The following is a 21,271-nucleotide window of genomic DNA, read 5'->3' on the forward strand; positions in this document are numbered from 1 at the left end:
ATGACCATGACGAGAAAACTGAGTTGGTTCACCGCCCTGCTGCTGGGCACGGCGTCTCTGGCGCAGGCGGCACTTCCGGCGGCGCTTCCTGCTGCACCGCCTGCGGCAACCTCTGCGCCGCTGTCCGACTTGAACCAACCGCTCGATACCAGCGCCCCGCTGCGCGATAGCCAGCTGCTGTTTACCCAGGTGGCACCGCCGCCGGGTAGCATGACGCTGCGCGGCACCGTCCCCACCAGCCAGATTGAGTTCGGCGTGCGCAGCGACGAGGTGGTCACGCGCGCGCTGCTGACGCTCAACTACCGGCCTTCGCCGGCGCTGCTGCCGACGCAGTCGCAACTCAAGGTGTATCTCAACGATGAACTGGTGGGACTGGTCACCGTCACCGCCGATCAGCTCGGCAAAGAGAACCAGACGCAGCTGGCGATCGACCCGCGCTACATTAGCGACTTCAACCGCATCCGCCTGGAACTGGTCGGCCACTACGCCAACGTGTGTGAAAATCCGGCCAACAGCACCATCTGGCTGGATATCGGTAAAGCGAGCAAACTGGACCTGACGCTGCAGAAGCTGCCGCTGAAAAACGATCTCTCTCATTTCCCGGAGCCATTCTTTGACGCGCGCGACAACCGGCCGCTGCAGCTGCCGATGGTGTTCAGCGGCCAGCCGGATGTGCAGCAACAGCGTGCGGCAGGCCTGCTGGCCTCGTGGTTCGGTAGCCAGGCACAGTGGCGCGGCCAGTCCTTCCCGGTGCTGTATAACCAGCTGCCGGAAGGACAGCACGCGGTGGTGTTCGCCACCAACGATCGCCGGCCTGACTTCCTGCAAACGCTGCCGCCGGTGGACAAACCCACCGTGGAAATGGTCAGCCAGCCGGACAATCCCTATCAGAAGATGCTGCTGATTCTCGGCCGCGACGATAACGATCTGATCACCGCAGTAGAGGGCATTGCGCAGGGTGAACTGCTACTGCGCGGCGATCGCGCCACTATCGACAGCGTGAAACTGCTGGCCCCGCGCCAGCCGTACGATGCGCCAAACTGGGTACGCACCGATCGCCGCACCACCTTTGGTGAACTGACGCAGTATCAGAACCAGCTGCAGGCTGATGGCCTGCAACCCAACCCGATTAGCCTGACGCTCAACCTGCCACCGGATCTGTTCCTGGTGCGCGCACGCGGCATTGATATGGACCTGATCTATCGCTACACCTCACCGGTGCAGCAGGACGGCTCACGGCTGGCGGTGCATCTCAATAACCAGTTCATGCAGGATTATCCGCTGACCAGTAAAGATGGCGCGGGCCAGCAGCTGATGCGCATTCCGCTGATGCAGGGCCTGCAGGACAACAGCCGTCAGCTGACCATTCCGGCACTGCGTCTCGGTGTGGTGAACCAGCTGCGCTTTGATTTTGACTACGCCAATACCTTTATCGGCGGCACTGCCGATGGCCGCTGTGAAACCGTCACCCCCGTCGCGCATCATGCGGTGATCGACGATCGCTCCAGCATCGATTTCTCCGGCTATCGTCACTACATCGAAATGCCTTCGCTCGGCGCGTTTGCCAGCGCTGGCTTCCCGTTCAGCCGCTACGCCGATCTGGCGCAAACCCTGGTGCTGGTGCCGGCAAAACCGGAGAGCGGCGAAGTCAGTACGCTGCTTGACGCGCTGGGGGCGATCGGCGCCCAGACCGGCTATCCGGCACTGCGCGTGCAGATGAGCGATGACTGGCGCAACGCCAAAGACCACGATGCCGATCTGCTGCTGATCGGCAGCATTCCGCCGGATCTGCAGGCGGACACGGCGATCAATCTGCTGGTGGATCGCACGCGCAGCACCCTCAACATGCCATCGCGCCCGGGCAGCGCGCCCAACGTGCCACTGTCAGCCAGCGAGCGCACTGCCGAAAGCCAGACCGGCATCAGTTCGCGCGGTCCGCTCGGCGCCCTGGTTGGCTTCCAGTCGCCGTTCCACGATCAGCGCAGCGTGGTGGCGCTGCTGGCTGACAGCCCGCGCGGCTGGGAGTTGCTGAACGGTGCGCTGCGCGACAGCGGTAAGCGCGCGGCGATGTTCGGTTCTGTCAGCATCGTCCGGGAGTCCGGCGTCAACAGCGTGCGCGTGGGCGATACCTACTTTGTCGGGCATCTGCCGTGGTGGGAGCGGCTGTGGAATCTGCTGGCCACCCATCCGGTATGGCTGGCCGTGTGTGCCGTGCTGGTGGTGATCCTGTTCGCCCTGATGGCCTGGCGCCTGATGCGCATGGTGAGCCGTCGTCGCCTGGCTGAGCTGGATGACGATGAATAAGTTACCGCTTGCGCTGCTGATCGCCAGTGCGCTGGCCGGCAGCGTGGCGGCCGCGCCCGGTCCGCAGGTGGCGCCGGTAGCGTGGCTGCTGATGCAGATTCGTACCGGCGAATCCACCAACAAATACGATTTGGTGCAGCAGTCGCTGTACCGGCTGGAAAAAATCGATCCGGATAACCCGCAGGTGCTGGCGGCACGCATTCGTATGGCGCTGCGTCAGGGCGATCAGGCCAAAGCGCAGCAGCTGTTCGATGCACTGCAAAAGGCTGCACCGGATGACGCCGCCACACGCGAATCTGCGGCAGGTTTGCGCCTGATGAGCCCCGAAGGGCGTCAGCAGCTGCAGCAGGCGCGGCTGCTGGCCACCGCCGGACGGCTGCCGGAGGCCAAAGCAGCGTGGGATGCGCTGTTTCACGGCGTCTTTCCCGATGTAAACACCGAACTGGAGTACTGGCGGCTGGTGGCGCGCCTGCCGGGCCAGCAGCCGCTCGCCTGGCGTCAGTTGCAGGCGCTGGAGCAGCGTTATCCGGGCAATATCGGCGTCGAGCTACAGCTGGCGCGCATGGCGTTTGATAACAATCAGCCGGATCAGGCGGTGACCCAGCTGCGTCAGCTGGCCAACCGCGACGGCGGCCGCGATGCCGCGTCTGAATTGTGGCTGCAGCAGATCCAGAACCAGCCGGTGAGCGAGCGCAGCGTTGCCAGCCTGCAGCAGTATCTGCAGGTGTTCACCAGCGGCGATGCGCAACAGCGCGGAGCGGATGAGCTGGCGCGTCAGCAAAAAATGCTGGCCGATCCGGCCTTCCGCCAGCGCATGCGCGGCCTGGCGCTGGTCGAAGCTGGCGGCGGCGCAGCGGCAATCGGCGCATTACAGGCGGCGCTGAAGGCCAATCCGGACGACGCCGAACTGCTCGGTGCCATGGGCCAGGCACAGGCGCGTGCCGGTCACCGCGCCGCCGCCATCAGCTGGCTACAGAAAGCGATTCAGGCGGGCCAGGCCAGCACGCAAATCGGCAAGTGGCAGTCCCTGTTACAGACCAATCGTTACTGGCTGGCTATCGACAGCGGCGACGCGGCGCTGAAGCAGGGGGATTTATCCGGCGCTGAGCGGCAGTACCGCAGCGCGCAGGCTATCGACAGTAATGACAGCTGGGCGCTCATCGGCCTCGGTGATGTGGCGCAGGCGCGTAAAAACAGCGCGTTAGCCCGGCAGTACTGGCAGCAGGCGCTGCGCCTTGACCGCAGCAATGGCACGGCGCAGCAGCGCCTGAGCAATTTACGTATTGAGAGCCTGCTGGCCGACGCAGACACGCTGGCGCAGCAGCAGCAATGGCCGCAGGCGGTAGCGAAATACCGTGAGGCGGCTCAGGCGCGACCGGATGATGTCTGGCTGGCCTGGCGGCTGGCCAATGCGCTACGCAGCAGCGGTGACAACCAGGCAGGCGCGGCGGTAATGGCCGCGATGGTGCGCCAGCAGCCGCAGCAGCCAGCCGCGCTGTATGCCACGGCACTGTGGCAGTCATCCGGCGACGACGATGCCGCCGCGCTGGCCACGCTGCACCGTTTACCCACCGCCCGCTGGGACAGCAACATGCATGAACTGGCGGACCGCCTGGCGCAAAACCAGGCGTTCGGGCGTGCCGGGGAGCTACGCGCCCGCGGTGATGAAGCCGCCGCCATCCGCTTGCTGCAACAGCAGCCGGCCTCGCCGCGCCGCGACATTACGCTGGCCGACTGGGCGCTGGAGCGAGGCGATGCCACAACAGCGCTGGCCGGTTATCAGCAGGTGCTGCAGCAGGACGCCAGCAACAACGATGCCGCGCTCGGCCGCATCGAGGCGCTGCTGGCGCTGCAGCGCACCACCGAAGCGCGCGCAGCGCTGCACAGCCTGCCAGACAGCGTGGCGCAGCAGAGCCTGAACAGCGGCCGGCGCGTGGCGCTCGCCTGGCAAAACAGCGGCGATCTCTTCAAAGCGCAGCAGCTGTTCAGCGCGCTGAAAACCCGCGCCGCCGCTGTCGCGCCGTCACAGGAAAAAGCGCTGGTGCTGCGTGATGCCGCGCGGCTGGAGAGACAGCAGCGCCAGCCCGCGCTGGCACAGCAGGATTACCGCGCGGCGATGGTCGCCAGCGGCATCACCCCTGCGCTGCCAGACGATAACGCCCGCTATACCCGGCTGACGCGCACGCAGGCACAGGACGACTGGCTGAAGCGCAGCATTCGCAGCGACGCCGCTGACCTGTATCGCCAGCAGGACACCACTGTGACGCTGGAACAGGACTACTCGCGCGATAAGGGCAACGGTGGCACCTCTGACTTTACCGCCCATACCACCATGCTGCAGGCGGAAACCCCGCTGGTCGATGGCCGCAGCTTTGTGCGCATCGATCACGTACAGGTGTCTGCCGGGACGTTTTCCACCACGGATGGCAGCCACAGTGAACTGTTCGGCAGCTGTAACGACGCCAACGCCGGGGGCTGCCGGCGCGATTTCACCCAGCGGGACGAAGGCACCGCGCTGGGCGTCGGCTGGCACAACGATCGCTGGTCAGCCGATATCGGCACCACGCCGCTCGGTTTTACCGTCACTAACTGGGTCGGCGGCGTAAGCTGGAAAACTGACATCGACGATCTCGGGGTGACCTTTACCGCTTCACGTCGCCCGATCTCCAGTTCGCTGCTGGCTTACGCCGGCGCGCGCGATCCGGCCACCAACGGCGGCAGAAACTGGGGCGGCGTCGTCGCGACCGGCGGCGGCATCGGCCTGAGTTACGATCGGGGCGGCGCGCACGGGGTGTGGGCCGATCTCAGCGCCCATCAAATCAGCGGTGAAAACGTGGCGGACAACAGCCGCGAACGGCTGATGGCAGGCTACTACTACAAGCTGATCAATAGCGACAACCAGCGCGCCACCATCGGCCTGAACAGTATGCTGTGGCACTATCAGAAAGATTTGAGCGACTACACCTTTGGCCAGGGCGGCTATTACAGCCCGCAGCGCTACTTCTCGCTGGCGGTGCCGCTGACCTGGCGTCAGCGCACGGAAAACTGGTCGTATGAACTCGGCGGCTCGGTGTCGTGGTCACAGTCAACCACCGACGCTCAGGCGCGCTACCCGGTGAATCCCGGCTTTACGCTGGCCAGCAATCCGTCATCGGACAGCAGTTCCGGACGCGGTTTCGGCTATACCGTGCAGGCGTTGATAGAGCGGCGCATCACGCCGCACTGGTCGCTGGGTTTGGCCATGGACATTCAGCAGGCGAAAGATTACACCCCAAGCCACGGACTGCTGTATGTGCGCTACTCAATGGCCGGCTGGAACGGCGACATGGATATGCCACCACAGCCACTGGAACCGTATGCGGATTTTAAATAAGCACACTATTTACCCTGCAGTTCTCTTAGCATCGCGGCTCGCAGGATCGCGTTGAGGCGCGTCTGGTAACCTTTGCCAGGCGCCTTTAACCACTCAAGAATATCCGCATCGATTCTGATCGAAGCCTGGGTTTTTACCGGGCGGTAAAAACGCCCCCGTTCGGCAGCCTGCCAGAAACTGTCGTCTAACGGCGCAATATCATCACACTTGATGTCGCTGTCCTGTTTCCGGCTCAAAGCATCCAGCTCCGCCTGTTGCTTATCGGTGAGCGGCGGTAATTCACTGCGTTTAAACCTGACTTTGCTCATAGCGCCTCCTCTCAATACGCGTTGCATGGCGTGCGCTGATAATCCTTATTCGCTCAACATCTGTTTCGAAGCGCACCGTATGGGCCACCAGAATGACCACATGCCCCATAACATTACCAATGGTTTGCCAGCGATATTCCCCATTTTCATAACGATCCTGCACCGACAGGTGGAAAGGATCCTCAAACACGCGGGCTGCAACTTCAAAGCGGACACCATGCTTGCGGAAATTTGTTTCCGCCTTGGTGGTATCCCACTCAAACTCCGGTTCCGTTTGCATTTATCATACACTTTTGTCTATACATTTTAGCATGACAAATTGCGTGTAGTACGCGCTGATGGTGTTGATCGGGCGCAATAGCTGCGCGGTCAGTACAGGAATGAAATGAAATACAGACAGGTCTTGAATCGAGTGAAACGCTGGAACAGCGGTTTGAAGCCAGGCGGGCGGGCCTGATGGTGATCGGCCGGACGGAAGGTTGATTCCGTCCGGCACAGAGAGGCTATCGCTTCTCCTGATAAGCCAGCCAGGTCAGCAGTTGCAGGCTGGCGGAGAAATAGTTTTGCTCCGGCGCCAGGCGGTCGCTGAGGTAGCCGGTTTGGTTGAGCGTCAGGTCGCGCACCGCGGTCAGGCCACCTTCCATATTGTAAGGTGCCGGGGTGTTGGCCAGCACATCAAACCACGCTGGCGTGGTGTCGCGCGCGTAGCCCTGCCAGACGCGCTGGAAGGGCACCAGCCGCAGGCTTTGCGGATCGTACCACCAGATATTCAGCGGAATACGAATCGCGTCATAGCTGAAGCGGTTGGAATAGCCGACCGCCGGCGCGACGGAGCCATCGGCGTTCAGCGCCACCCAGTCCAGCGGCAGGCCGGTTTTGCCAAACTGCATGTCGCCCAGCAGCGCAAGGCCATCATCAATCAGCGTGTTCCACACGCGCAGATGGCTGTGCTGCGCAAACTCCTGCCATGCGGCGAACAGGAAATAGGAAGGGTTAAGCACCACATAGCTGGTTTTATTGAAGCCCTGCGCACCCGGCAGCATGACCTTGCGGCCGGCGTAGTCGATCACCGTTAGCTTGATGACCGCGCGCTGAATGCGATCCGACGCCTGCTGATAATCACCGCCCCACTTCTGTGCCGCGCGCTGCAGCGCCCAGGCGATCAGCACATCCCCGTCCGAGGCATCATTCTTATCGGCGATGGGATCGGCTGCGCCCGGCGTATAGCGCCAGTAGAACAGGTCATTCTGCGGATTGCGCAGATGGGTACGCGTCCACTGCCACAGCAAATCAAAGGTGGCGCGATCGTTATACGCCACCGCCAGCAGCATGCCGTAGCCCTGACCTTCGGTGTGGCTGACGTTGTTGTTGGCCGTATCGCTGATGCGGCCGTCGCTGCTCATAAAGCGGCTTTTGTAACTGCTCCAGCCATCGGCGGCCGCCTGAGCACTGAAAAATATCACCATGAAACACAGCATCCACTGACGCCAGAACCGCATCACTCTCATCACAGCTTCCTATTGGTATCGATAATGCAGCGTGCCGCCGTCGATTTTTTCCAGCGTCAGCGGTACCGCCGCGCTGCCACCCTGCGCACGTAGCCACTGCGCGTACACGCCGGCCAGCACTGCGCTCAGCGCCAGCTGCCAGCGTTCTGCATCAAGCTGGCTGTCGCCCTGCGGCAGGGCATGGTGCTCAAGCATAATCGCGTTCTGCTGCGGCTGTAGCTGAACAAAGCCCCAGTTAAAGCGCGCCAGCTGAAGATTAATTTCGCGCTCCAGATCCTGCACCGTACGCGCCTCCGGCAAAGGATAGCGCGTTGCCAGCAATTCGCCCACGCCGTTAAGGAAGGCTTCCGCCTCCGCGCCAGCGTTGTCCAGCATGCTCTCAATCATCACGCTGACCAGATCAAACCAGCCCGGCTGATACGGATGGCTGATGCGTGCGCCCGGTTGCTCACTCATTAGTTGTCTCCAAACAGATAACGGAAGTACAGATTGGCTGTGCTTTCGTTGTAATCGCCAAAGGTGTCATAGCCGAGCTGGCCGCCGATGGTGACATCTTTATTAATCTTATAATCGGCACCGGCGTGCAGGTTATAGCCGATGCCGTTTTTGCTCTCACCGCTGTAATAGGCGCTTTTGACAAAGCCCTGATCGGCGAGGCTTTGCAGCTGGGACTGCAGCGACGGATCGTTGGGGAAATACGCGCTCTTGTCCTGGCTGTACGACTGATAGCCGACCGAACCGCCAACGTTGACTTTCAGATCATCAAACTTGCGGCTGAAGTCGACAGGGAACGACACCGCGGCATAATTCTGCGGACTGAAATAGCCGCCCTGACCGTAGCTGAAGTAACTCAGGTTTTTGGAGAAATCCATCCACGACAGGCTCATGCCGACCTTCAGCTCGCGGTCGTCGTAGTGGTAAGGCCGCACGTAAGCGCCCGCCGTGGCCTGCACGCTGTTGTTGCTCGCCACGTTCTCGCCCAGATAGCTGTAAGCGCCGCCGCCGACGTAGAAACCCGCGTCGCCGTTATCGAAGCTCAGCATGGCGTTGCCGCCGTTTTTGGTGACGCGCCCCCAGCGCTTGCCGCTGGTCTTGTCCTCCACGCCAACGTACGACAGCAGGCTGTCGGTCATGGCGCGGCGTTCACCGGTGAGGATCAGCGTCAGGAAATCGGTCAGCTTCGGCGACCACTGCACGCCGCCCACCAGCGTACTGAGATCCTGGCCGAGCGGCGTGCTGCCGAGATCGATCTTATAGCTGTCGCCCTTCAGCGCCATATTCAGTTCCACGCCGGTGGCCTTTTGCGAATCGGTCGACGAAGACGGCGTGTCGTCTATTTTGGCCGCGCCGGATGCCACCACATTGCCCTGCACCAGCGCGTTGCTGCCGAAGCGACGCCACGCATCACCGGCCGCACTGCCAGCGGTGAGCGACACCGGCGTCATAGTAAAGTCGAAGCGCGACTCGCCGAACGGCACGGTCGAGAAGGTCAGCGGCGCTTTGGCTTCGGTCAGCTTGCTGAGCCCCGATTCGCCGTCGCGTCCGCGCACCTGCATCTGTCCCTGCACCCAGGTGCCGGTTTTCTCCTGCAGATTGTCCATCATCTCGTCAATCTGGCGCAGCGTCTGGCTCTGCCGGACCGCCGGCGTGGTGCTCGCCAGCGTGACATCCTGCGCACTGCTGCTGGTGGCCGGCGCCGTTTGCCACGGCATCACTGTGCCATAGCTGGAAGGCGAACCGGACACCGGCGAGGTGCTGCGGTTGATAAACGGATTGTCCGCCAGCGCCAGGCCGCCGACGGTCGGCACGCTGCCGCTCTGTGCGCCCTGCAGACCAATTAGCTGACCGCGCGCGCTGCGCAGGTAGTTCATCGCCTGGCTGTGCTCGCCGTTGGCTTCCGCCACGCGTGCCAGCAGTAACAGGCGATCCGGCGTCTGCTCATTGCGCAGGCCGCGGGTTAAGGTGTTCGCTTTGTCGACGTCGTTCTGCGCCAGCGCCACATCAATAGCACCGGTGCGCGCATCCTGAGTGGGCGTATCCTGCGTCAGCAGATAGTCATACACCACGCCCGCTTCTTTGTTCATCTTGCCGGACTGATACAGACGCGCCATGGCAAACATCAGATCGCGGTTCTGCGGATCGTGCTGCAGCGCACCCACCAGCTTGTCATAGGCGGCGGCGTACTGCTTCTGCTCGCGCAGGCGATCGACTTCATTGATGAGATAACCGTTGCGGATGCCGGCCAGCTGCGTGGGCGTACTGCGCGCCTGCAGCTCCGGACTGCTGAGGAAGCTCTGTGCTTCGGTCGTCAGCCCGGCCTGATTCAGCACCGCCACCTGCGCGGCGTAATCTCCCGCGTTGCCCTGCACGCCGCGCTGCATGTTGCCGCGCACCACCGTCACCGCCGTGGTGAGATCGCCGGCTTTGGCCAGTTTCTGCGCCAGATTACCGGCATCGACCGGATTGGCTGGCGGCGTGGCGGCCAGCGCGCGCAGCGTATTGGCCGCCGCCGCGTCAGAGCCCTGCGCCAGATAGCGATCGGCGGTGGCCATTTGCAGATTGAAATTCACGCGCTGCGCCAGTTCGCGCATCTCGCTGTTCTTGCTGCCGTTGGGAATGCGCGCCAGCAGCTGGCTGGCCTGCTGCCAGGCACCGCTCTCGCTGGCGTTGAGCGCACCGGCATACAGCTCGCTGGTGCTGGCACCGCTGCGCAGGGTCGGCTGCATGACGTTGGCGGCCAGTAAATTATCGCCCTGCGCGCGGTAGATGCGCGCCAGATCGAGTCGCAGCCAGCCGTCGCTGGGATAGCGCTGAATGGCGCTGTTCAGCGTGGCAATGGCCGCACTGCGGTTGCCTGCCGCCAGTTCGCGTTTTGCCTGCGCACGCAGCGGATCGCTGCTGTTACCGCGCGGTGCCACGCTCTGGCGCACGCTGTCGGGCAATGATGCCAGCAGGGTATTGGCTTCGGCGCTGCGGTTTTGCTGGCGCAGCACATAAAACAGCCCCTCTTTGGCGCTGCGGTTATCGGCATCGCCCTGCAGAATGGCCCGGTAGGTTTGCTCCGCCTGCTGCAGCTGATTGCTGCGGCGCAGCACATCAGCGCGGAACAGCTTCGCCGATATGCCTTTTTCGCCCTCGGCCTGCGTCAGCGGCTCACTCAGCGCCAGCGCCTGCGCGCTGTCACCGTTTTTCAGCGCCTGCTGGGCATTCGCCAGCTGCGCGTAAAAGCGGGCGTCGGCCGCCTGCTGCTGACGCTGCTGGCTCTGATCGCCGCCCAGCTGTGCGGCGCGCGTCAGATAATCGGCGGCTTCGGCGTAGCGTCCGGCGCGCTGCGCCACGTAGCCCATACCGGCCAGTGCATCGGCGTCCTGCGGGTTGGCCTGCAGCACTTTTTCAAAGTTGTTCTGCGCACCACTGACGTCGCCGCTGTTCAGCGCGCTAAAGCCCGCGCCCTTCTCCGCGCCACCGACGTTTTTGCGGTAGTAATCCACCACTGCACTGTCCTGCGGATGGCGCTGCTGCCAGGTCTGGTACAGCGCGGCGTCCGACGCCTGCGGCGCCAGCCACAGCAGCGCCTGACGCAGCGAGCGATCGGCCTCTTTATTACCGTCCGCCATGCTGGCCAGCACATCAATACCCTGGCGGCGCGTCGCTTCCTGATAGGTCAGCGCTTTGCCCAGCGCCAGCTGAGCGCCGGTATCCTGCGGATGGTCGGCGGCAAACTGCCGCAGCGCCTCCACCGCCTGGGGCAGCAGCGTGCGGTCGCCGGCCATGGTCAGATAATATTCTGCCGCCACGCTCGGTGGCGGCTCGTTGCCGCTGAAGGTATTGCGCCAGGTTTGCAGCGCGGCGGCGATGTTACCGCTGCGCGCCTGCTGACGCGCCAGCGACAGCTGCGCCTGCGGAATGCTCTGCAGCTGCCGGGCGTTGTCCAGTTCCGTCAGATGCGGATCGTTGGGCGATACCGCACTCAGGCGGGCGCGCCACTGTGCCGCATCGGCCGCGCTGCCGCTTTGCTGTGAATAGAGCGCCAGCAGATACAGCGCCTGAGTATTGTTCGGCTCCACCATCAGGATCTTTTGCAGCGAGGCTTTCGCCAGATCGTCATGCGCTTTCTGATGCCAGTAGGCCGCCTGGTCGAACAGTGCCTGTAACGCCGGATTGGTGCTCTCCGCCGCCAGCAGCGGCTGTGAGAAGGCCAGCGCGCCGCCCAGCAGCAACGCCTGACGAATACCGGCACTTATCAGCTGTTTTTTCATTATTTTTATCCTTACTTCCGGCCGGAGTGACTATCGTCTTTCGGGTGGAGACGGCGCCACGCATGACGCTTCAGCATCACCCAGGCCGCACTGCCGATCAGCGCCGACAGCAGCAGCGCCGCCAGCGCCATCAGTACCGAGTGCTGGTTGGCATACCACACCACCATCATGTACCACGGCATTTCACCGCTCGGGAACTGCGGCCCGACGCGGAAGCTGCGGATGCCATTCTCATCGGTGATGATGGCGGTATCACCGCGGATGCCGGCGTTGATGCGCGCCGAATTCAAATCATCGTGCAAACGCAGCAGCTGCTGATCGCTGGTGGCGACCGTCATCACTACCAGACGATCGGCGCTCCACGGTGAGCGATAGCTGACAAAGCCGCGCCACGCTTCATTTGAGGAGAAGTAGCGATCGGCATCCAGCTGCTGGCGAGACCAGTCACCGGTCAGCCAGCCGCGCAGCTTATCGACGGTGGTCGGCTCTTTGACGCCCAGCGTGTTGCCGCTGGTCTGGTAAGCGGTGCCAGCCAGCATCTGCTGCGTGAAGGCGCTGTGCTGCATGGTGCTCACTGCCAGCACATCGCTGTGCTGCAGGCGCGTCAGATTGGTGCCACCGTTCGGCAGGCCAAATAACACCTGGTTCTGCACCAGCGGCACGCCGGTGGCGTTACCGGCGCGCGCGGCCATGTCCAGCAGCGTCGCGATCTCGGCATCACCCGGCGCCTCCGGCAGCAGCAGCGTGGTTTGCGAAAAATCCGCCAGCCGCGAGAACGGGAACGAAGCACCGACGAAGTACGACAGGTTCGGCAGCATGGTGAAGTGGCGCGTGTGGCTCAGATCGATCCACGAATCCTCTTCGATACGGCTCTTGATGTTGTTGTTGAGCAGCACGCCGCACGGCGCATCCGCCTTTGGCTTGATGTTGAAGTAGAGCGCCAGCTGGTTGTCGCCGTAAATCAGGTATGGCTCCAGCTTCAGCGTGTACTGCTCCTGGCGTGCATCCCCGCCCAGCCGGTGCCAGGCGCTCTCCAGCAGCCCGACTTTATTCACCGTCAGGTTGCGCAGGAAAGTGCCGTTCAGCGTGACGTTGAGGAACGAATTGTTTTCATCGATCCAGCTTTCGGACGGGAAACGGTAGTGCAGATTGACCGGAATCGCGTCGCCGTCCCACAGGAACAGATCCGGCGCCGCGCGGAAGTTAACCCGCAGCGCATCGTGCCAGATACCGGTGGTGGTCAGGCTCTGATCTTTACGCAGCAGCTCGCTGAGACGCACCGGGCGGCTGGTGTTGATCCAGCGCGGTGCGTCGTACGGTTTGCGCGTGCCAATCGGCTGCGGCGGTACGTTCAGGCTGCTGGCATCGGTGGCCAGCGGCTGCGTGGTCAGGCGGTTGGCCGCCTGGCGCAGCTGGGTATCATCCGCACCGACCACCAGCAGCAGTTTGTACACCGGATTGTTGGGGTTATCGATCACCTGCAGCAGCGGACCACGGGCTGCGGGCAGCGTCACGCTGCCGATTTTGTCACCCGGATGGCCGATCAGGATACCGTTGTGCTCGGGCAGATCGCCGCGCACCACCGGGAAACGGATGCCACGGTAATCCGACTGAATGCCGAGCCAGGAAGCCACCAGCGCGGCGGCGCTGACGCTATCCGGCGAAACGTTAGCGGCAAAACCAAAGGTCACGCTGGCGGGCGTCATGCGCTGCACATCAATAAACGGACGCGGGAAGTTGCGCAGGCTGGTGCCAATGTTGAGCTGCTGGCCTTCAAGGCTGAGCGTGGTTTTCGGCAGAATGGTGACCTGATACTGCTGCGCGCTCTCTTTTTCGCACAGCAACTTGTCGGCATCGTTAATTTTAAAGCTGAGGTTATTACTGGAAACCACCATCGCCGCCGGAATATCCAGCTGATAGTCGCTGACGTCGCTGTCGCTGGCACCCAGCGGCAGCGTGCCGAGCGGCTGGCCGTTGAGCATCAGCTGCAGCGACGTGTTGCGCGCCGCCAGCGCGGCAGAGACGCGCAGCGACAGGTTGAGCCGCGCATTAGTGATCACCTCATCACCCGGCAGGGTAAACAGAATACCGGACTGCAGCTGGCCGCCGGTCAGGGTGATGCCGCGCGGCTGTCCCATCTGCGCCACCGAAATGGTGCTACTCACCGGCTGGTTTAACAGCGCGCCAGCGGGCTCAGCGGCAGCCGGTGCCTCTGCAGCCACCTGCGGTATGACGATGTCAGGCGCCGCCGATGCTGCTGGCGTTGCTGACTCTGCTGGCGGTGCTGACTGTACAGGCGCAGCCGATGCTGCTGGCTGTGCTGGCGCAGTGTTTTCCTGCTGCGGCGCGGCAGCGCCCGGTGTGTACGGCGCGTCGCCCGCGGCCTGCTTCAGCTGCGGATCGGCACTGCCATCCAGCCCCTGCGGCGGCGGTACGTCGGAGAGCGCGGCGCTGTCCTGGGTTACCGCCGACGTCTCTGCCAGGGCAGGGGCGAGCAGCAGCGTGGTGGTCAGCGCGCTGGCCAGCAGCGTGTACGTCAATGTTTTCATGCTGCGCTGTCCTCTTTGGCCGTTGCCTGGCCATCACGCTTGCGCGCCTCACGGCGATCTTTCCAGCTCAGCCAGAACAGCTCAAAGACGGTACGGATGATGGTGCCGAGCGACACCAGCGGATTGTCCTGCTTATATTCCGGCTGGATCCACGCATCGGCCCGCGCCAGCACCACGCGCACCAGTTCACGGCGGCGCGCCAGCGGCATCGCGCCAAAGCGCAGGCGAATGGTCTCCTCATCACCGGAGATCTTGCTCACCGGAATGGTGATGGCACCCGATTTCAGCAGCAGATCGATCTCTTCGATTTCATCGTGCTCATGCCGGTTGTCCGGCGCATCCAGCTGCGCGCCGCCCATCGACAGATCGCTGGTTTGCGTGCGCGAAGAGATGCCGCTGGCATAGTGAATCACCGCCGGGATCTGCACCTCGATACGAATGGTTTTACGCACCTGTTTGGTTTCACGCGCCACGGCAATCGCCGCCATCAGGATGATCAGGCTGAACACCGCCCAGCCGACGTTGAGCGCAATCACATACGGGTCCACCCCGAAGTAATCATGCGCCACGGCGCGCACCACGCCGGCCACGATGCCAATCGACAGCAGCGCGGCAACGATGACGTGAGGCCGCACGATGTGGAAGTCAAAGAAGCCCTGGTCCAGCAGACCACCTTTATCCGTCACGTTGAATTTGCCGTGCTTTGGCGACAGCAGGGTCAGCAGCGTCGGAATCACCAGGTGGAAGCACATCACGGTTTCGTAGATTTCACCCCAGAAGGTGTAGCGGAATTTGCCGTTCATGCGTGAGTTAACGTACAGCGACATCACCAGATGCGGTAGTACGTAAGCGAAGATGAGTGACGCCGACGAGTGGATAATATTCAGGTTAAACAGCAGGTAAGCCAGCGGCGCAGTGAGGAACGCCACGCGCGGCAGGCCAAACTGGAAGTGCAGCATGGCGTTGAGATAGCACAGACGCTGCTGCCACTTAAGCCCACGGCCCAGCAGCGGATTATCGACACGGAAAATCTGCGTCATGCCGCGCGCCCAGCGGGTACGCTGAATCACGTGCAGACCCAGACGTTCGGTCGCCAGACCCGCCGCCAGCGGAATTGCCAGGAACGCCGAACCCCAGCCGAGACGCTGCATTTTCAGCGCGGTATGTGCGTCCTCGGTGACGGTTTCCACCGCGAAGCCGCCAATCTGTTCCAGCGCGCTGCGGCGGATCACCGCACAGGAGCCGCAGAAGAACGTGGCGTTCCAGTTGTCGTTGCCCTGCTGCACCGGGCCGTAAAACAGCGAGCCCTCATTCGGGATGCTGCGCGCGGCGCGCAGGTTACGTTCGAACGGATCCGGCGAGTAAAAGTAGTGCGGCGTCTGCAGCAGCGCCAGCTTCGGATCTTTCAGGAACGGACCGACGGTGGCCTGCAGGAACGTGCGCGTCGCCACGTGGTCGCAGTCAAACACGCAAATCAGCTCGCCTTTGGTGATTTTCATGGCGTGATTGAGGTTGCCGGCTTTGGCGTGGCGGTTATCGTCGCGGGTGATATAGCCGACGCCAACATCGGCGGCAAATACCGCGAACTCGCTGCGTTTGCCATCATCCAGCAGGTAAACTTTGATCTTATCGCGCGGGTAGTCGATACACTGCGCCGCCAGCACGGTATCCCGCACTACGTCGAGGCTTTCGTTATAGGTCGGCACGTAGACATCGACCGTCGGCCACAAGCGGGTATCATCCGGCAGCGGTTCGATGGTGCGTTTTAATGGCCAGCTGGTTTGCAGGAAGCCGAGAATTAAGATCAGCCACACGTACAGCTCGGCCAGATATAAGCCGATACCGAGAATCGCTTCAATTTCGGAATTAAATTGCAGCGTTTCCGTGGTGCGCCACCAGATATATCGGGTCGACATCAGCGCGGAAAGAAAAACCATCACAATGGTTATTTTACGGCTTTTACTGAAGCCCAGTAAAAACATCATGCCAATACTGATCAAACCAAAAATATACTGTTTCTGGCTGTCCATAGGCGTGATGACGATTACCGCAGCGACCGGTGCAAGCACCAGCAGCAGCAGGTAAAACCCGAGTTTACTCATGATTCACCCTGAAGAAGCTGTGTTGTTATTATTTGAACCAGGCCGCTGGCGGCCGGGCTTGTTAATAATGACTGCGGATCGGTGCCTGAACTTCGCCGTTGCCTACGTTGATATTCAGGATATTCGCCACCCGTTTTGCCACCAGTTCAATATCAAACGCCGCTGCTGAAGCCGGGCTGAAATCATAGATTGACTGCTGCGAGGCATTGGCCTCAGCCACGCTTTCATCGCGGTGCACCACGCCGAGTAAATTATCGCCCAGCCGCTGCTGCATAAATGCGGTCACTTCACGGCTGATATTCCGGCGATTATCACTTTGGTTGAGCACGAAATAATGACCGTGCTGATTATTTAATGGCTGGCCAATCATGCGATGGTTTTCAATTTGCGGCAGCAGCGCCACCGAGGCGGTATCCGCCAGCATCACCACTAAATGCATATCGGCCAGCGCCTGCATGGCTTTCAGCGCCGGACCGGGTCCCGGCGGAAAATCTGCAATAATTACCAGACCCGGATAATTCAGGACGGTATCCAGGCCGCGTTTTAAGAAATGGGCATCGTGCGCCAGGTTGTGTTCGAAGCGCTCACGCTGCGCTTCAGTCACCTCACCGTAAGGCATGACAAAGATGTTGCTGCCGGTGGTGAGGATCGACTGACTCCAGTCAGCCTGCTCTTCCGAGCGCGCCACAAAGCCGCGGCTGTCGTGCAGCGGTACGCCAAAATGCAGGCGCAGCGCATTTTGTACGTCAAAATCGATCGCCAGCACTTTGCTGCCGGCACGCGCCAGACTCCAGGCCAGGTTGGCCGCCATGGTGGTTTTTCCTACTCCCCCTTTTGGCGAGCACACACAAACTAATGGCATAGCGCGATCTTCTCCAGTAACGGTTTGAGCAGTGTTTCTTTAGATAAATGAACCGGTTCCGCCGCACGTGAGCGGAACAGTGCGCCAAAGCGCGAGGGCGTAGCAGGCTCCGGCTGCGCCACGGCGGGCGCAGTGGCCGGTGCTGCGGCAGCAGGGGCAACAGCCTGTTCAGCAACCGGCGCGCTGACCGGCGGCGGTGGGAACAGTGAAGTGGCCGCCTGACGCGCTACGTGCGTGGCTGCCGGTGCCAGCGACGACACGGACGCGGCAGTGGGCGCGCTGCTTGCTGGCGGGAATAACGCGCTGCGCGGTGTTTCTGTGTCGGGTGCCGGCGCGCTGGCGGCGAGGCTCTGCAGCAGCGATGCCTTTTCACTGCGGGCGACGGGCGCCGGATTGAGAGCCTGCGGCGGCGCGACAAACTCATCGCCGCGAATTGGCTGCGGCTGCGGCAGATCGACGCGCTGGCCGCTACCCAGCTCCGGCTCATCATCCGTCGCCAGCTGACGGATGATCGCCCACTGGCTGTGATCGGCTTCCAGCGATTGCCCGGACATATCCTTAAAAGCAATGTCCAGCGTTTGCGTTTTTTCCTGGAAACGCTGCAGATCGTCGTAGTTCTTCATGATCAGAGCCTGTTAAAGCGGAGGGGTAATTTCCGCGAATATAACACACACGTTAAGACACGGTGAGAGAATTCTGATTATTAAAACCGCAGATTCGACAAAAGAGTTTTATCTGAAAGATTGAAAATATACAGATGCAAAAAGCATGCACTGATTAATTGAGCAGGATTAATAAAAATCGATTAACGGAAATAGCAGCCGGAAGATAATTAAGCTAATACACTGATAATAAACAACTTACTATTGAAATGTGCAGTTATCTCTGGCCGTGACGGCGCTCACACAATGCGGCACGGATTCAGAATTTGCCTTAACCTTTTCGCTGTGGTTCAGGACCAGCGATTTAAAGATTCAGTCGCGTAATACATTTCTGCCATCGCAGGCGATTAAGACACGTCAGGTTAATTTTACTCATGTATCAGGCCACCAATAACAAAGGCTCCCGCAGGAGCCTTTCGCACTGGCTGGCCGTAATTACGGCGTCGCCACCGGCTGATTCTCATCCTGGTCGACGGCGAAGCAGGCGATTTGCTGCTCACCATACTGCTTCAGTTTCGGCTGCAGCTGCACGCAGGTACCGAAACGACGGCGGCAGCGTGCGTTGAACGCACAACCCGGCGGCGGATTCAGCGGGCTCGGCAGCTCACCGGTCAGTTTGATGCGCTCGCGGCGTTCGTCCGGATTGAGGCGTGGCGTGGCCGACAGCAGCGCCTGAGTATACGGATGGCGCGGGTTGCTGAAGATCGCCTCTTTGCTGCCCTTTTCCACACAGCGTCCGAGGTACATCACCATCACCTCGTCGGCGATGTGCTCCACCACCGACAGGTCATGCGAGATGAACACATAGGACAGGCCGAGATCCTGCTGTAAATCCATCATCAGGTTGAGCACCTGAGCGCGCACCGAGACGTCGAGCGCCGAGACCGGCTCATCGGCAATCAGCACGTCGGGATCGAGCATCAGGCCGCGTGCAATAGCGATACGCTGGCGCTGACCGCCGGAGAACATGTGCGGATAGCGATCGTAGTGCTCAGTTTTCAGGCCCACTTTAGCCATCATCTCCAGCGTTTTTTCCCGCCGTTCCGCTTTGCTCAGCGCGGTATTGATCACCAGCGGCTCTTCCAGAATCTGGCTGATTTTCTTACGCGGATTGAGCGAGCCATACGGGTTCTGGAACACAATCTGGATTTTCTGCCGGCGCAGCTTTTGCGCCTGCGGATCGTGTTTCAGCAGATCCTGCCCGTGCCAGTACAACTCGCCGGCGGTCGGCGTTTCAATCATTGTCAGCAGGCGACCCAGCGTGGATTTACCGCAGCCGGATTCGCCCACCACCGCCAGCGTTTTGCCACGCTCGAGGTTAAAGGAGACGCCGTCCAGCGCCTTCACCAGGCGCTCCTGGCCGAACAGACCCTTTTTCACCGGATAGTGTTTTTTCAGGTCAATCGCCTGCAGCAGGTAATCCTGCTTCGTGTTATCAAGACTCATAAGTCGGTCTCCCGGCATCATCCAGTGGGAAGTGACATTTGGACTGGCGGCCCGGAATATCGCGCAGCTCAGGTTCTTCAGTACGGCAGCGGTCGGTCACGTACGGGCAGCGCGGATTGAGCAGACAGCCGTTAGGGCGGTCATACTTGCCCGGTACCACGCCCGGCAGCGACGCCAGCCGCGCTTTGTCGGCGGCAAACTCCGGCAGCGCACGCAGCAGCGCCTGCGTATACGGGTGACGCGGCGCTTTGAAGATATCCACCGCTTTGCCGCTTTCCACCACCTGACCGGCGTACATCACGATGATGTGCTGCGCCGCTTCGGCCACCAGCGCCAGATCGTGCGTAATCAGGATCAGCGCCATGTTCTCCTGCTTCTGTAACTCCAGCAGCAGTTCGATGATTTGCGCCTGAATGGTTACGTCGAGCGCCGTGGTTGGCTCATCGGCAATCAGCAGCTTCGGCTTACAGGCAATGGCCATGGCGATCATCACGCGCTGGCTCATGCCGCCAGACAGCTGATGCGGATAGACATCAAGCCGCGACGCCGGATCGGGAATGCCCACCTGCTCCAGCAGGTCGATGGCACGCTGACGCCGCGTGCGCTTGCTGCCGCCCTGATGCACCTTCAGCGCTTCCATGATCTGGTAGCCCACGGTGTAACACGGGTTGAGGCTGGTCATCGGGTCCTGGAAGATCATCGCCACTTCTGCGCCCACCAGCTGGCGGCGCTCTTTTTCGGAGATGCGCTGCAGGTCGCGCTGATTGAACTCCAGCTTCTCCGCTTTCACGCGGCCGGGATAGTCAATCAGCCCCATGATCGCCAGCGAGCTGACCGATTTACCGGAGCCGGACTCGCCGACAATCCCGACGACCTGGCCCTGTTCTACCTGGTAGCTGATGCGGTCAACCGCACGGAACGGTGCCTTTTCGTCGCCGAAATGCACCGACAGTTTTTCTACATTTAATAACGCCATCTCGGTGCCTCTTTACTGCTTGAGTTTCGGGTCGAGTGCATCACGCAAACCATCGCCCATGAGGTTAAAGGCCAGAACCGTCAGCAGGATGACCACTCCGGGGAAGGTCACGACCCACCAGGCACTCTGCGCATACTGCAACACGTCGGAGAGCATGGTGCCCCACTCCGGCGTCGGCGGCTGCGCCCCCATACCGAGAAAGCCCAACGCGGCCATATCCAGGATGGCGTTGGAGAAACCTAACGACGCCTGCACGATCAGCGGTGCCAGGCAGTTAGGCAGAATATTGATGAACATCTGGCGCAGCGTACCGGCACCGGCCACGCTGGAGGCGGTTACGTAGTCGCGATTGACTTCCACCAGCACCGCTGCGCGCGTCAGGCGAATGTAGTGCGGCAGCGCGACGAAGGTGATCGCCAGCGAGGCGTTGACAATCGACGGGCCAAAGATGGCCACCAGCACCAGCGCCAGCAGCAGGCTTGGCAGCGCCAGCATGATATCGACGAGGCGCATGATCACTGCATCCACCACGCCGCCGAGATAACCGGCCATCAGACCGAAAATCACCCCCAGAATCAGCGACAGCACCACCACCATGCAGCCCACCAGCAGCGACAGGCGCGCACCAAACATCAGGCGCGACAGGATGTCACGGCCGACGTCATCGGTGCCCAGAATAAATTTCCAGCTGCCGCCCTCCTGCCACACCGGCGGGTGCAACAGCGCATCGCGGAACTGCTCAGCCGGGGCATGCGGTGCCAGCACATCGGCGAAGATGGCGATCAGCAGCATCAGAATGATGTAAACCAGGCCGATAACCGCGCCTTTGTTACGTTTAAAATAGTGCCAGAATTCCTGAATCGGGGTCATCGGCTTCGGTGCAGCGGTGACGCTTGCGGGATCAACAGCAGACATGATTCCC

At 61.5% G+C, this 21,271-nt stretch carries 14 protein-coding genes; 2 read left to right on the forward strand and 12 right to left on the reverse strand.

Going from position 1 to position 21,271, the window contains the following annotated elements; genetic code table 11:
* Positions 1 to 6: 6 nt before the first annotated feature.
* Positions 7 to 2,304, forward strand: coding sequence for a cellulose biosynthesis cyclic di-GMP-binding regulatory protein BcsB (bcsB, locus tag C1Y42_RS20400; protein WP_370445718.1), 2,298 nt, complete (start codon positions 7 to 9; stop codon positions 2,302 to 2,304).
* On the forward strand, positions 2,297 to 5,677 hold the full coding sequence (bcsC, locus tag C1Y42_RS20405) for a cellulose synthase complex outer membrane protein BcsC (protein WP_104094234.1): 3,381 nt from the start codon (positions 2,297 to 2,299) through the stop codon (positions 5,675 to 5,677). Before bcsB (C1Y42_RS20400) ends, bcsC begins: the two co-directional genes overlap by 8 nt.
* Before the next feature lie 5 nt (positions 5,678 to 5,682).
* Here bcsC and C1Y42_RS20410 read toward each other — a convergent pair whose 3' ends face one another.
* The 12 genes from C1Y42_RS20410 to dppC all read right to left on the reverse strand — a co-directional run bounded on the left by C1Y42_RS20410 (position 5,683) and on the right by dppC (position 21,264).
* Entirely contained in the window at positions 5,683 to 5,985 is a 303-nt protein-coding gene (locus C1Y42_RS20410) for a BrnA antitoxin family protein (protein WP_058781646.1), read from the reverse strand.
* A complete protein-coding gene (locus tag C1Y42_RS20415) occupies positions 5,966 to 6,265 on the reverse strand; it encodes a BrnT family toxin (RefSeq protein ID WP_104094235.1) in 300 nt (99 codons plus the stop codon). Before C1Y42_RS20415 ends, C1Y42_RS20410 begins: the two co-directional genes overlap by 20 nt.
* 223 nt (positions 6,266 to 6,488) lie before the next feature.
* Positions 6,489 to 7,493, reverse strand: a complete 1,005-nt coding sequence (locus C1Y42_RS20420) for a glycosyl hydrolase family 8 (RefSeq protein WP_031279620.1) — start codon at positions 7,491 to 7,493, stop codon at positions 6,489 to 6,491.
* A 9-nt stretch (positions 7,494 to 7,502) separates the two neighbouring features.
* On the reverse strand, positions 7,503 to 7,949 hold the full coding sequence (gene bcsD, locus C1Y42_RS20425) for a cellulose biosynthesis protein BcsD (protein WP_058758083.1): 447 nt from the start codon (positions 7,947 to 7,949) through the stop codon (positions 7,503 to 7,505).
* Positions 7,949 to 11,752 (reverse strand): cellulose biosynthesis protein BcsC, encoded by a 3,804-nt coding sequence (locus C1Y42_RS20430; protein WP_104094236.1) that lies wholly within the window; start codon positions 11,750 to 11,752, stop codon positions 7,949 to 7,951. The genes bcsD and C1Y42_RS20430 overlap by 1 nt, the downstream gene beginning before the upstream one ends.
* A gap of 11 nt (positions 11,753 to 11,763) precedes the next feature.
* Positions 11,764 to 14,301 carry a cellulose biosynthesis cyclic di-GMP-binding regulatory protein BcsB gene (gene bcsB, locus C1Y42_RS20435; RefSeq protein ID WP_104094237.1) on the reverse strand — a complete coding sequence of 846 codons (2,538 nt, stop codon included), beginning with the start codon at positions 14,299 to 14,301 and terminating at the stop codon, positions 11,764 to 11,766.
* The gene (gene bcsA, locus C1Y42_RS20440; RefSeq protein ID WP_021507015.1) at positions 14,298 to 16,403 is read right to left on the reverse strand and encodes a UDP-forming cellulose synthase catalytic subunit; all 2,106 of its coding nucleotides are present in this window, start codon (positions 16,401 to 16,403) and stop codon (positions 14,298 to 14,300) included. The genes bcsB (C1Y42_RS20435) and bcsA overlap by 4 nt, the downstream gene beginning before the upstream one ends.
* Before the next feature lie 61 nt (positions 16,404 to 16,464).
* Positions 16,465 to 17,265, reverse strand: coding sequence for a cellulose biosynthesis protein BcsQ (gene bcsQ, locus C1Y42_RS20445; RefSeq protein ID WP_031279622.1), 801 nt, complete (start codon positions 17,263 to 17,265; stop codon positions 16,465 to 16,467).
* Positions 17,256 to 17,888: a cellulose biosynthesis protein BcsO gene (gene bcsO / locus C1Y42_RS20450; protein ID WP_059010818.1), complete on the reverse strand. Its 633-nt coding sequence runs from the start codon at positions 17,886 to 17,888 to the stop codon at positions 17,256 to 17,258. Before bcsO ends, bcsQ begins: the two co-directional genes overlap by 10 nt.
* Before the next feature lie 474 nt (positions 17,889 to 18,362).
* Positions 18,363 to 19,373 carry a dipeptide ABC transporter ATP-binding subunit DppF gene (gene dppF / locus C1Y42_RS20455; protein ID WP_021507018.1) on the reverse strand — a complete coding sequence of 337 codons (1,011 nt, stop codon included), beginning with the start codon at positions 19,371 to 19,373 and terminating at the stop codon, positions 18,363 to 18,365.
* Entirely contained in the window at positions 19,363 to 20,349 is a 987-nt protein-coding gene (gene dppD, locus C1Y42_RS20460) for a dipeptide ABC transporter ATP-binding protein (RefSeq protein ID WP_021507019.1), read from the reverse strand. The genes dppF and dppD overlap by 11 nt, the downstream gene beginning before the upstream one ends.
* A gap of 12 nt (positions 20,350 to 20,361) precedes the next feature.
* Positions 20,362 to 21,264 carry a dipeptide ABC transporter permease DppC gene (gene dppC, locus C1Y42_RS20465; protein ID WP_021507020.1) on the reverse strand — a complete coding sequence of 301 codons (903 nt, stop codon included), beginning with the start codon at positions 21,262 to 21,264 and terminating at the stop codon, positions 20,362 to 20,364.
* Positions 21,265 to 21,271 lie beyond the last annotated feature (7 nt).

Origin of the sequence: Pantoea sp. ICBG 985, from assembly GCF_002928365.1 — a bacterium.
GTDB lineage: Bacteria > Pseudomonadota > Gammaproteobacteria > Enterobacterales > Enterobacteriaceae > Pantoea > Pantoea dispersa.

Coding starts and splice junctions, on each gene's coding strand:
- bcsQ (WP_031279622.1), bottom strand. CDS start 17,265: ATGCCATTAGTTTGTGTGTGCTCGCCAAAAGGGGGAGTAGGAAAAACC.
- bcsB (WP_370445718.1), top strand. CDS start 7: ATGACGAGAAAACTGAGTTGGTTCACCGCCCTGCTGCTGGGCACGGCG.
- bcsC (WP_104094234.1), top strand. CDS start 2,297: ATGAATAAGTTACCGCTTGCGCTGCTGATCGCCAGTGCGCTGGCCGGC.
- bcsB (WP_104094237.1), bottom strand. CDS start 14,301: ATGAAAACATTGACGTACACGCTGCTGGCCAGCGCGCTGACCACCACG.
- dppD (WP_021507019.1), bottom strand. CDS start 20,349: ATGGCGTTATTAAATGTAGAAAAACTGTCGGTGCATTTCGGCGACGAA.
- bcsD (WP_058758083.1), bottom strand. CDS start 7,949: ATGAGTGAGCAACCGGGCGCACGCATCAGCCATCCGTATCAGCCGGGC.
- dppC (WP_021507020.1), bottom strand. CDS start 21,264: ATGTCTGCTGTTGATCCCGCAAGCGTCACCGCTGCACCGAAGCCGATG.
- bcsO (WP_059010818.1), bottom strand. CDS start 17,888: ATGAAGAACTACGACGATCTGCAGCGTTTCCAGGAAAAAACGCAAACG.
- C1Y42_RS20420 (WP_031279620.1), bottom strand. CDS start 7,493: ATGAGAGTGATGCGGTTCTGGCGTCAGTGGATGCTGTGTTTCATGGTG.
- C1Y42_RS20415 (WP_104094235.1), bottom strand. CDS start 6,265: ATGCAAACGGAACCGGAGTTTGAGTGGGATACCACCAAGGCGGAAACA.
- dppF (WP_021507018.1), bottom strand. CDS start 19,373: ATGAGTCTTGATAACACGAAGCAGGATTACCTGCTGCAGGCGATTGAC.
- C1Y42_RS20430 (WP_104094236.1), bottom strand. CDS start 11,752: ATGAAAAAACAGCTGATAAGTGCCGGTATTCGTCAGGCGTTGCTGCTG.
- bcsA (WP_021507015.1), bottom strand. CDS start 16,403: ATGAGTAAACTCGGGTTTTACCTGCTGCTGCTGGTGCTTGCACCGGTC.
- C1Y42_RS20410 (WP_058781646.1), bottom strand. CDS start 5,985: ATGAGCAAAGTCAGGTTTAAACGCAGTGAATTACCGCCGCTCACCGAT.